Below are 11,877 nucleotides of genomic sequence, written 5' to 3' on the forward strand. Positions count from 1 at the left end.
ATAGCAATCCACGGCAATGCTGGGGAGCACTCTGGCACAAGAGAGCGAATTCCGAAAGAAAGCGAATACCGATGATCCTAGTGGCTCAAGTAAGCGACACCCACTTCGATCTCGGCGCCCGCAACGCCGAACGTGTGCGCCAGGTTATGGCATTTCTCGGCAACCTACACCGTAGACCCGATGTCATCCTGATGACCGGCGACATCACCGATTCCGGGAAACCGGAACAATACGCCGAGGCCAAGCTCGCCTCGGCCACCGAGATCCCGGTGTGCTTCCTTCCGGGCAACCACGACAACCGGTCGAGTTTTCGCACCGCCCTGCTCGACGAGCCCGCGGCCGACACACCGATCAATTATGTCCATCGAGTCGACGATCTGCTTCTCGTCCTACTGGATTCGAGCGTTCCCGGCGCGGCGGGCGGGCAGCTCGCCGACGACACCTACCGTTGGCTACGCGATGTGCTCGCGGCCGCGCCCGCGGGGAAACCCATCCTGCTCGCGCTGCACCATCCGCCCACGCCGCTGCACAGTCCGATCATCGACGAGACCGCACTCGCCGACCCACAGCGGCTCGCCGAACTGATTATCGACGATGATCGGATCGTCGCCGTACTCGCCGGGCACGCGCATTCCGCCGCGACGACCACGTTCGCCGGGCGCCCACTCCTGGTGGCTCCGAGCACCGCGTCCGTGCTGGGCGGCGTATGGGAACTCGACCCACCCGACCATGTGATGGACTACGCGCCCGACCCTATGGTCGCCCTCCATGTCTTCGCAGACGACGCTCGGCTGACCACCCATTTCCGCTCGGTTCCGCTGGGGGACGGATCAGCGTGGCACCGACCTGAGACCGGTTTGCCCGGCACAAGTCGGGGCAATCGGGAGACATAGCACCTCTACCCCGAGGAATCACCATGGTCGACTTACCTACCGCAGTGGTGAAGGGAACGTTCGCCGTCGGAGCGCGGATTCGGCATGCCCGAGTGTTCTACCCGAACGGCCTGCACTTGGCCGGTCGCTTGCACGCGGCGACCGAGTTCGAGCCACTCTTCGGCAGCGGCGACCGCACGGTCATCGCGCGACTGTCCAAAGGGGTGGGAACGCCGGGCGGCCTACCCGATGTGCTCGGATTGGCGTTCCGGGTACTCGACCGCGACAACAATCCGTGGGATTTCGCATTGGCTACCACCGGCCGGGGCCCATTGGGTCGATTCGTGATCACCCCGGCCCGCGGATGGGCGAGCGCCCGCTATGGCTGTCTGCTGCCCTATCGGATCGATAACTCCGCACCGATCTGGTTCTTCGCCGAGCCCGACCTCGACCAACCCGCCTCGGCTTCACTCGAAGCGATAGCCACCCGTTTGGACGAAGACCTGGTGAGCTTCACCCTCACCGCCAGCCGCGTCGGCGCACCATCCCAGCGACTAGCCGAACTCACCTTTCGGCATGCCGAACCGACCGAATATCGAACGGACTACTTCGATCCGATGCTCAATCACCCGCCTGAGGTGGAACTCTTCCCCAAAGCTGTCAGCCGGATCCGTGAGCTGGCCTACATCGGCAGTCGCCGCGGACGCGGCGAAAGAACCTGATGCCGCATAACGCACTATTCCTCCGGTATCGCCGCTTCAGCTGATACCGTGACCCCACAAGCCACATTATCGATAACTGACTCAACTGCCCGGCCGATCGTCCGGCACTGAATCATGCGAATTGCCGCAGTCCGGGCCTATACCTCGGACTGGCAGACTTGTGCTGTGAGTGCACTGACCCATGCGGGCGAACCGGGAGAGCAAGGACCGCTACGGCCGATCGAACTGGCCACGGGCGCTGTGCTCGGCGGGGCCACGGTCGGGTTGGTGACCGTCGGCTCGATTATCCCGTTCGCCGCCGCGCTGCAGTTGCTGGCCGCGGTCCCCGTTGGATTGATCGCGCAGCGCTATCGACTACGCGTGCTGGCAAGCGCGACTATCGCGGCCACGCTGGTCACTTTTGTCGCGGCAGGCATGATGTCCGCGCTCGCGTTGGTCGCCACGGCGACAACGGGCGGGATCATCGGCAGCGTGAAGCGACGTGGTGGTGGTGTGATCACGGTATTCGGCTTCGCACTGCTGACCGGACTCGGCTGGGCAACGTTTTCGGTCGGGTCACTGCTGCTGTTGTCGAGAACGCGCGAGTTGATATTCGACAACATCCGTAACGCCTCACGCGGCGTGCAGGATCTCGCAGCGCGCCAGTCGTGGCTGGAGCCGCTCGGGCGGATCGCGGTGGATCTGACCGACTCGGTACTGCGCTGGTGGTGGGCATGGATCGGCGGCAGCGTCGCTCTCGGCATGATCGTCACCGGGGTGGTCTCCTGGTACGTACTCGGCTCGGTACTCGACCGACTCGCCTGGCTACCCGGACGAGACCGGCTCGACGCACCACCCGATAATCGGCCCATCGAGCCGCTACCCGTCACGCTGCGCGGTGTCGGGTACCGCTATCCCGGCGCGACACAGGAGACACTGCATGATGTCGACCTGACCATCGACCTCGGTGAGTTCGTCGCCGTGGTGGGGCACAACGGATCAGGCAAGTCGACGCTGACACGACTACTCGCCGGGCTGCCGCCCACGTCGGGAACCGTGCGACGGCCCGGGTCGGCCGGGCTCGGGAAACTCGGCGGAACGGCGCTGGTATTGCAACGGCCGGAAAGCCAGACCTTGGGCGTGCTCGTCGCCGACGATGTGGTGTGGGGGCTGCCCACCGAACTCGCCGCCGATGTGGATGTCGACGGACTTCTCGGCGAAGTCGGGCTCGCCGGGTTGGGCGCCGCTGAGACCGCCACCCTGTCCGGCGGCCAGCAACAACGCTTGGCGGTCGCCGCGGCGCTGGCCCGGCGCCCAGCGCTACTGATCGCCGACGAAGCGACCTCGATGATCGACCCGGACGGACGCCGCGAACTCGTGGAATTGCTCGCGGCACTCCCCAAGCGGCACCCGATGGCCGTGGTGCTGGTGACCCATCACGAGGCCGACGCCGATGCCGCCGATCGGGTGGTGCATCTGGCCGCAGGACGTTCGGTCGCGCACCTGCCCGCCTGGCCTCACCCGGTGCGCGATACCCGGCGGCGACCAGTAGGCGAGCCGATCCTCGAGTTGCGTGATGTCCGGCACAGCTACAACCAGGGAACGCCATGGGAAGCGCCTGCGCTGCACGGCGTGGACCTGTCAGTGCGGCGCGGCGAAGCATTGGTCGTCGTCGGCGGGAACGGCTCAGGCAAATCCACCCTCGCCTGGATCATGGCCGGGCTGCTCACCCCGAATTCCGGCCGCTGCGAGCTGCGGGGAAAACCGATCACTAAACAGATCGGGCGAGTAGCGCTGGCCTTCCAGCATTCTCGGCTGCAATTACAGAAGCAGACCGTCGGTGAAGAGATCGCGGACTGGGCCGGACACACGACCGGTTCAGGCATGGTCGGGCAAGCGCTGGACGCGGTGGGCCTGGACCGCGCGCTGGCCGCGCGCTCTATCGAAGAACTCAGCGGCGGACAGGCCAAACGCGTGGTCCTTGCCGCGATCGTGGCCAGTCACCCACAAGTGGTCGTGCTCGATGAGCCATTGGCCGGGCTGGACCCGGCAGGCCGGGCCGACATCGTGGAACTGCTCGCGCGGTTACGGGACTCTGGACTGACCCTGATCGTGATCTCACACGATGTGGCCGATATGGCAGCGGTGTGCGACCGTATGGTGCGACTGCGATCGGGGCGCATTCTGGCTATAGAGCCAGTGCGAGGAATCGCGTCGACCCCGGCCGAATCCAGCACGCCGCCTTGGTCCGGCGACACCACTGGACGATTCACACACGGCGGCTCAATGCTGTCGCACTATCCGGTAGGTCGCTATCCGGAAGGTCACAGGATAGAAGATCACGGGATGGGAGATTGCCGATGAGCACCGTGCTGTTACGTCAGGTTCCCGTGGCCAGTCCGGTGCATCGGCTATGGGCGGGTACCAAGATGATCGGAGCATTCCTGATCAGCGTGGTGCTGATGTTTGTCCCATCTTGGCCGGTGCTGGGCACAATGGTCGTGTTCCTGATCCTTGTCGGAGTGCTCGCTCGGCTGCCGCTCGGCACCCTGCCGCGGCTGCCGTGGTGGTTCTGGGCGCTGCTCGCGATCGGAGCCCTGATCAACATCCCGGTCGGCGGCGCGGCGGTGCTGCGTTACGCACAGATAGCGGTATTCGGCCTGATCTTGGTAGCTGCCTCGCTTCTCATCGCATGGACCACGCCGATGAGTGATATCGCGCCTGCCCTGGCCACCTTGGGTGCGCCATTGCGCAGAATACGGATTCCTGTGGACGAATGGGCCGTAGTCGTCGCGCTGACTCTCCGTGGTCTTCCTCTGCTCATGGAGGAAATCCGGATCCTACGGGCGGCCCGCAGGCTCCGGCCAAGGGACAATCTGTTCTCCCGTGCCGTCGACAGCGCCGTCATCGATATCCTCACCGCGGCCATGGCTGTGTCCACTCGCCGCGCCGGTGAACTCGGCGAAGCGATCACCGCTCGTGGCGGGGCCGGGCAACTCACCGCGCACCCCGGCTCCCCAGGACGTCGAGACGCGCTCGCACTCGTCACGGTCCTCACCGCCTGCCTGGGCTCCATCGCTCTGCACGTACTGCTGTGAGCCGAGCGGGCGAATGCCCGGGGTCGACGTTTTACCTATTTCACTTCAGCCACAGTACAGTTGCCTTACTGGAAGCAACCGTCTTCCAGAGTCACATCACGGACGTACGCGCCGGGGGGAAGGGATTCGGCGCACGCCATGTTCCTCACGTTCGAAACCTGATGAAGATTGGACATCAAGAAATGATTCTCCGGAAAGTCGCTGCTGCTGCCATGCCGATGGTCGCCGCGCTGACTGTAGGGACGAGTGCCGCGCACGCGCAACAAACTCCGGCCTCGATCCCGGATATCGGGTATGAGGCCGAACTGGTCGGAAACAAGATCGTCACAACGCTCACCGATGGCACATTCGCCGCCCGCGACAGCGCGGTCGATATCAAGGACCGAGCCGGAAACACCGTGGTCACCATGCCGCTCGCCTTCCGCCAGGATGGACTCGAATTCCCGATGCCCTTCGCGCTGCGCGACGCAGGCCGGGTACTCGAGCTGACTGTCGTCAAGGACGTGGCCCTGGCCCAGCCGATCGCCTCGACGTACGAAAACCAGCGCGCGATGAACGCCTTCGCATCGCAGTTCGGCATCGCCACCGCGGTCGGCGGGTTCATCGGCACCATTATCGGCGGGCTTGTCGGGCTCACCGGCATCGTCGCGGGACCTACCGTCATCGCCAGCGTCATCGCCGGTGCTAGCGTGGGAGCCATCATCGGCACCATCGTCGTCGGCGGACCGACGCTGATCATCGCAGGCATCGACCTGATCAGCACGCTCGTCGCCACGCCAGAGACCACCAAGTGGATGGACTCCACCGGCCGGAGATAACACCACCCGCCGGAGAAGGGAATCCGGACAAGGGAATGGGGCATGTTCCCGGTCGCACCCGACCGGGAACATGCCCCATTCGATAACACGCACTGCCGCAGAGCTTCTCGGCCGCTATACCCCTACCCGTGTCAGACGGATTCTCTAGCGTGTCAGGTGAAACTCATGGCCTGCAAGCCTTTCTGACAGCCAGTCGGCTGAAGCCGTTCACCCGATCTTCTCCCACCAAGAACCACCAGGCGTGGTGCTCAGCGGATCCACCCGCTGCCCAGGCACCGGCACTGCGACGACGGTGCCCGCCGCCCGAGCCGCCGTCACCATTCGCCCGATCGGCTCGGACCAACCGTGGAAGGCGAGATTGAATGTCGCCCAGTGAATGGGCACGAGCAGGCCGTGGCCGGGGTCACCGGCACATAGATCGGCATGCGCCCGTACCGCTTCCTCTGGATTCATGTGCACATCCGGCCAGCGCTCGTCGTAGGCGCCGATGGGCAGGAGCGTCAGATCGAATGGTCCTAGCGCCGCACCCGCCTCGGCGAAGGCCTTCGTATACCCTGTGTCACCGCCGAAATAGACTCGCCGGGTCGGCCCTACGATCGACCACGAGGCCCATAACGTGGTGTTGCGCGATAGGCCGCGTCCAGAGAAATGCCTGGCCTCGGCGCAGGTGATCACCAGGTCCGCGCCGTCCCGAGCCGAACCGAGGTCGGCGACCGATATCGAACCACCCCAATCCAATTCGACGATCCGATGTTCCGGGACACCCCAGTGCCTCAAGTGTGCGCCGATGCCGATGGGAACGAGGAATGGCGCATGCTGTCGCCATACGAGTTCCCGGATCGTGTCCTTGTCCAAATGGTCGTAGTGGTCGTGGGAAATCATCACCGCGTCGAGCACGGGCAATTCGGACAATGGCTGCGGCATCGGATGCAGCCGTGCGGGCCCGATCAGCGCCGAGGGCGAAACCCGTTCACTCCATACGGGATCGGTGAGAATCCGGTACCCATCGACCTCGATCAGCGCGGTGGCGTGGCCGTACCAGGTAACAGCCACAGCCGCCGCGCTCTGCGGCTGTGGGGTCTGCAGCGGTATGACTCCACGAGGCTTCCCCGCATTACGCTGGGTCAGCATCGAAATCAGCAGCGAGCCCGCCGAACCCGCGACCACTTGACTGCTGGGCTCAGTGTTGTGGAATTGGCGACCGCGATAACTCGTCGCGCCCGCCGCGTATGGCTGGATCGCCGAGATGGAAGCACCCATCGCCGATGGAATGCCCCACACTGCCCGGATCAGCCAGGTGATGCCGAGCGTGCCCGCGACAGCACCTACGATACGTCGAATAATCATCATCGCCCCACAAACTTCGCGGTACGCTTCTCTTGCCTGGCCAAGCGACCTTCTGCGGCATCCGCGCTCGCCCATGCCGCCTCCAGCGCGGCGCGTTGCTGCGCGCTTTCCGGCCCCCGCGTCCCGTCGTCGTTGAGTACCAGTTTCATGTGTCGCAACGATAGTGGCGCCAATGCCGCGATCTGTTTCGCCCAGGCTTGGGCCTCGGTGAGGTCGCCGATCCGATTGGCGAAGCCAAAAGTGTAGGCGTCGTGGGCCGACACCGATTCCGCGCCGAGCAACACAGCTCTGGCCGGACCACCGCCGATCAGCGCGACCAATCTGCGCATGGTCCACCGATCCACGGTGATCCCCAGTTTCGCCGCAGGGATCGCGATGTATGCGTCCGTCGCGATCACCCGCAGATCCGAAGCGAGTGCCAGCTGCACGCCCGCACCGATCGCGGCACCGTTGATCGCCGAGATCACCGGGATAGGCGCCGATTCAATGGTGTGCAGCATATCCAGCAACGCGGACAGAAAATCCTCGGAATACGCTCCGGACAGATCCGCGCCCGCACTGAAGACCGAACCACGACCGGTCAGCACAATGCCCCGCGCCTGCTCGGCAACGGCGGCAAGGACAGCTTCGCGCAGCCGCGTGACAAGTTCGAGATCGAGCGCGTTCCGACGCTCATCCCGCTGCAGTTCGATGGTGACCACGTCACCATCGCGGCTGGCCCCGAGCATACGACCTCCCCAGCTGATCAATCTGTCTGGTTTTCTCTTCACTCTGCCACAGTCGGCCGACGGCCTCGCGACAAGCGATACCAGCACGACTGCGGCGATGACCGCTTTCCGTGGGCGCTCATCTGGTCTGCGCCGAGCCGCACCGCAAGGGTGCGTACACACATCTGCCGCGTGGTCGTACCAGAGTCCGGGTGCGTTCACAGACTTGTACGATTTTCACTGGGCCGGACCCGGACACATCCGCACACCGTCCAGTAGTGGACACGGTTCCCACTCGCTTACTCGGAAAGCTCCACGGCACGTAGTGGGATTGTTCACAGCCCTACTGTGAACGCCTCCGGATCCGGACCGATACGCGAGCCGGTATCCAACGCATCGATCGTCTCCATCTGCTCCGAGGTGAGCTCGAAGCCGAATACATCGAAATTTTCCGCGATCCGCGCCGGTGTAACCGACTTCGGGATGACGATCGTTCCCCGCTGCAGGTGCCAACGAATGATCACCTGCGCCGGAGTACGCTCGACCGCGGCGGCCACTGTGGCGATGGTGTCGTCATCCAGCAGAGTGCCCTGCCCGAGCGGACTCCACGCTTCAGTGGAGATCGCGTTCGCGGACTGGAACTCGTACAGTTCCCGCTGCGCCAATCGGGGGTGCAGCTCGATCTGATTCACCACCGGGATCTCTCCGGTTTCCGCCATGAGCTGCCGCAGGTTCGCGACCGTGAAGTTCGAGACACCGATCGACTTGACCAGGCCTTGCGATTTCAACGTCTGAAAGGCACGGAAAGTATCGACGAATCGACCTGCGGCCGCTACCGGCCAGTGGATCAGGTAGAGATCAAGGTAATCCACGCCGAGCCGGGCTGCGCTGGCATCGAAAGCGCGCAAAGTGGAATCGTAGCCTTGCTCGGAATTCCACAGTTTTGTTGTGAGATAGATCACATCTCGTGGTAAGCCGGATTCCCGGATCGCACGGCCGACACCCTCTTCGTTCCCGTAGATCGCGGCGGTGTCGATACTGCGGTAACCTGCCTGGAGCGCGGTGGTGACCACAGAGAAGACATCCTCGGCCGGCACTTGGAATACACCGAGGCCGAGCTGCGGGATCACATTCCCGTCGTTCAGTACAATCGAAGGAACGGTGCTGGTCTCGCTTCTGAAGGTCACATTCCGACGGTAGAAGTGTGACGACGAACCGTCAATCACACCCCCTGGCGTGTTGACCGGCCCGGCACCCGATCACCGTGGCACCCCGCCCTCGACGCCAGGCAGGCCAAGCCTTCGATAACGTGTCCGCCGTTGTGCGCGTATCTCCAATTCCGGCTGAACGCGCAGAGTCTCGAGTTCGTGCGCAATCGCGGCGACCATCCGGCGGGCAAAATCCACCGGCTCGTCCGCAGCATCCGGGTATTCCGGCACAATACAGTCGACCACGCCGTCGGCAAGCAGTTCACGAGCGCCGATCCGCTGGGCAACGGCAAGCTCCGAGGCATGGTCGGTATCGCGAAAGACGATCACGCTCGCCCCTTCCGGCGGAAGTGGAGCCAGCCAAGCATGAGTAGCGGCGAGTACCCGGTCGGCAGGCAACAAGGCCAGTGCGCCGCCACCGGTACCCTGGCCGATCAGCACCGAGACCGTAGGAGTATCCAGCGTCACCAGATCCGCTATGCAGCGGGCGATCTCAGGAGCGAGCCCACCTTCCTCTGCCTCTTTCGACAACGCCGCACCCGCCGTATCGATGATCAGTACCAGCGGCAGCCGCAATTCCTGCGCGAGCGCCATACCGCGCCGCGCCTCACGCAAGGCAGCCGGTCCCATGGTGTTCGCGCCGGATTGTCCGTACCGATCGTGCCCGAACACCACGCACGGTTGTCCACGGAACCGTCCGAGCGCGAGCACGGTCGCGCGATCCGACTCACCCTGCCCGGTCCCGCTGAGCGGCACTCTTTGCGTCACATGACGCAGCAGATCCCGAATGCCCGGGCGCTGTGAACGACGTGAGATCAGCACCGACTGCCACACCGTCTTGTCTTCGTAGCGGCCCGGCACGTCGTCGGTACGCTTCCACGATGCGCTATCGGCGGGCGGATCCGCGGCGAGGGACCCTGCCGCTGCCGATACCGATTGTGTGGTCCGGGGCACTGGATCGGCCTCCTGCGCCGCATCCGGTAGCGTGCCGACACGTTGTCCTACAACAGAATCAGGAAGGCGAGCACCGCTGAACACACTCAACGCGCGGTGGGCTGTGCGGCGGAAAACGGGGACCGACAGTACGCCATCGATAACACCGCGATGGTAGAGATTCTCGGCGGTCTGCACGCCTTCCGGAAATGGCTTACCGTACAAGGCCTGGTATACACGCGGACCGAGAAATCCGATGAGCGCGCCCGGCTCGGCGAAGGTGATGTGTCCCAGTGACCCCCAGGAGGCGAAGACGCCGCCCATCGTAGGGTTACGCAAGTAGACCAAGTACGGATGACCGGCCGCTTTGTGTGCCGTGATTACCCCGGCGATCTTCACCATCTGCACAAAAGCGACGGTGCCTTCTTGCATTCTGGTACCGCCCGAGGTCGGAGAAGCAACCAACGGCAGCCCGAGTTCGGTGGCGCGCTCGACCGCCGTGACGATCCGCTCCGCAGCGGCGACTCCGATCGAACCGGCCAGAAAGCCGAACTCACAAGCGACTACCGCCACACGACGACCACACAGCAGTCCCGCTCCGGTGAGTACCGATTCATCGGTGCCGGCCATCTCCGCGGCTTTACGGAGATCGTCGTGATATCGCCGGGTTGTCGCCACTGCCACCGGCGGCCGGTCCCAGCTGACAAACGAGTCCTTATCGAGCAGTTGCTCGAGTAGCTCTCGCGCCGAAGTCCGCACCGGGCGGTCCTATCCGTCCCTGCCCGGTGCTTCGGCGCGCCACTCGAACACTCAGTACCCCTGCATCACCTTGCGTAGGGCGTATTCGGTGAGCGCGACCAACGCATGCTTGGCTGGTTCACGCCGCCGCGCATCCATAGACAGGATCGGTACATCGGCGGGCACGGCGAGTGCCTGCCGGATGTCCTCTAGCGGGTATCGCGGCGCGTCGTCGAACTCGTTGAGCGCCACGAGGAACGGCAGATTGCGCGCTTCGAAATAGTCGACAGCCGCGAAGCTGTCCTCCAATCTGCGGGTGTCGACCAACACCACGGCGCCGATAGCACCACGGATCAGATCGTCCCACATGAACCAGAATCGATATTGGCCAGGCGTGCCGAACAGATACAACACGAGATCATCAGCGAGGCTGATCCGCCCGAAGTCCATCGCCACCGTGGTGGTCGACTTCATCGGGATGCCGGTCAGGTTATCGATTCCGGCGCTGGCATTGGTCACCAATGCCTCGGTGCGTAGCGGAACGATCTCCGAGACAGCACCGACCAGTGTGGTCTTCCCGACACCGAAGCCACCCGCAACCACGATCTTCGCCGAAGTCGGCTTACTGGTACGGGTGTCGACCTGCGTCATGGAATCAAATACGCCGGAGTCCACTGAGAACCCTTTCGATCAGCTCGCGACGTTCATCGTCGCTGGAATCGTCTTTCAAAGTCGCCGAAACGCGCACATGTCCGGCCTCTATCAGGTCGGCCACGAGCACGCGTGCTACCCCGATGGGGATACCCAGTCGGGCTGCAACTTCGGCAACGGACGGCGATTCTCTGCACAACTCCACGATCGATGTCTCGATGTTGGTCAGTTCGAACTGCCGCTCCAAGGCGACCGGATGCGACGCGACGAGGGCCTCCAATGCCAACTCGACCGCGGGTCTGGTACGGCCCGCGGTTAGTGAGTATGGGCGGACCAGGCTCGGCTCGACACTCCCCATATGGAAATCTTCTATGTCCATCCCACCATCAGGAACCCATCGTGACACGTGGCGTGGCCTGAACAGTTTGGCCAACCCGTTCGACCAACAGAGCCATCTCGTAGCCGACCTGACCGATATCACACGAGGTGTTGGTCAGCACGGCGAGATAGGAGCCATCGCCGACCGCCATGAGTAGCAAGTAGCCATGCTCCATCTCGACGACGGACTGCAGTACAGTGCCGCCCTCGAACAGGTTCGAGACGCCGACCGATAGGCTGGCCAGCCCAGCCGTCACAGCCGAGAGCTGTTCGGCGCGGTCGACCGGCAGCTGAGCGCTCGCGGCCATGAGTAGACCGTCAGCCGAGACCAGGACGGCATGGGCTACACCAGGAACCTCGTTGGCGAAGTTCGAAACCAGCCAATCCAGCTGACGATTCGTACCACCTAGATCGGGGTTCATTGGT

12 protein-coding genes are annotated in these 11,877 nt (G+C 63.8%); 5 read left to right on the plus strand and 7 right to left on the minus strand.

All coding sequences use genetic code 11. From position 1 onward, the window contains the following. Positions 1–71 precede the first annotated feature (71 nt). The 5 genes from ACX4ZE_RS09215 (at position 72) to ACX4ZE_RS09235 (ending at position 5,489) form a co-directional block, all read left to right on the plus strand. Positions 72–893 carry a metallophosphoesterase gene (locus ACX4ZE_RS09215; protein ID WP_480272916.1) on the plus strand — a complete coding sequence of 274 codons (822 nt, stop codon included), beginning with the start codon at positions 72–74 and terminating at the stop codon, positions 891–893. A 23-nt stretch (positions 894–916) separates the two neighbouring features. Then, a complete protein-coding gene (locus ACX4ZE_RS09220; RefSeq protein WP_480272917.1) occupies positions 917–1,594 on the plus strand; it encodes a phosphodiesterase in 678 nt (225 codons plus the stop codon). Between the two features lie 165 nt (positions 1,595–1,759). Continuing rightward, positions 1,760–3,937 (plus strand): ATP-binding cassette domain-containing protein, encoded by a 2,178-nt coding sequence (locus ACX4ZE_RS09225; RefSeq protein ID WP_480272918.1) that lies wholly within the window; start codon positions 1,760–1,762, stop codon positions 3,935–3,937. Then, positions 3,934–4,671, plus strand: a complete 738-nt coding sequence (locus ACX4ZE_RS09230) for an energy-coupling factor transporter transmembrane component T family protein (protein ID WP_480272919.1) — start codon at positions 3,934–3,936, stop codon at positions 4,669–4,671. The genes ACX4ZE_RS09225 and ACX4ZE_RS09230 overlap by 4 nt, the downstream gene beginning before the upstream one ends. Before the next feature lie 182 nt (positions 4,672–4,853). Continuing rightward, entirely contained in the window at positions 4,854–5,489 is a 636-nt protein-coding gene (locus tag ACX4ZE_RS09235) for a DUF8020 domain-containing protein (protein ID WP_480272920.1), read from the plus strand. Positions 5,490–5,696: 207 nt separating this feature from the next. Here ACX4ZE_RS09235 and ACX4ZE_RS09240 read toward each other — a convergent pair whose 3' ends face one another. The 7 genes from ACX4ZE_RS09240 to ACX4ZE_RS09270 form a co-directional block, all read right to left on the minus strand. After that, complete coding sequence (locus ACX4ZE_RS09240; protein ID WP_480273026.1) at positions 5,697–6,836, minus strand: MBL fold metallo-hydrolase; 1,140 nt, start codon at positions 6,834–6,836, stop codon at positions 5,697–5,699. After that, on the minus strand, positions 6,836–7,564 hold the full coding sequence (locus ACX4ZE_RS09245) for an enoyl-CoA hydratase (protein ID WP_480272921.1): 729 nt from the start codon (positions 7,562–7,564) through the stop codon (positions 6,836–6,838). Before ACX4ZE_RS09245 ends, ACX4ZE_RS09240 begins: the two co-directional genes overlap by 1 nt. A gap of 314 nt (positions 7,565–7,878) precedes the next feature. After that, on the minus strand, positions 7,879–8,730 hold the full coding sequence (locus ACX4ZE_RS09250) for an aldo/keto reductase (RefSeq protein WP_480272922.1): 852 nt from the start codon (positions 8,728–8,730) through the stop codon (positions 7,879–7,881). 72 nt (positions 8,731–8,802) lie between these two features. Further along, a complete protein-coding gene (locus ACX4ZE_RS09255) occupies positions 8,803–10,443 on the minus strand; it encodes a carboxyl transferase domain-containing protein (protein WP_480272923.1) in 1,641 nt (546 codons plus the stop codon). 51 nt (positions 10,444–10,494) lie between these two features. Next, on the minus strand, positions 10,495–11,073 hold the full coding sequence (locus tag ACX4ZE_RS09260; protein WP_480272924.1) for a GTP-binding protein: 579 nt from the start codon (positions 11,071–11,073) through the stop codon (positions 10,495–10,497). A 4-nt stretch (positions 11,074–11,077) separates the two neighbouring features. Beyond that, positions 11,078–11,452, minus strand: coding sequence for a DUF742 domain-containing protein (locus ACX4ZE_RS09265; RefSeq protein ID WP_412801557.1), 375 nt, complete (start codon positions 11,450–11,452; stop codon positions 11,078–11,080). A gap of 7 nt (positions 11,453–11,459) precedes the next feature. Then, the gene (locus ACX4ZE_RS09270; protein ID WP_011207200.1) at positions 11,460–11,873 is read right to left on the minus strand and encodes a roadblock/LC7 domain-containing protein; all 414 of its coding nucleotides are present in this window, start codon (positions 11,871–11,873) and stop codon (positions 11,460–11,462) included. Between the last annotated feature and the right edge of the window lie 4 nt (positions 11,874–11,877).

The sequence above is a fragment of the Nocardia sp. TBRC8007 genome, from assembly GCF_056629435.1.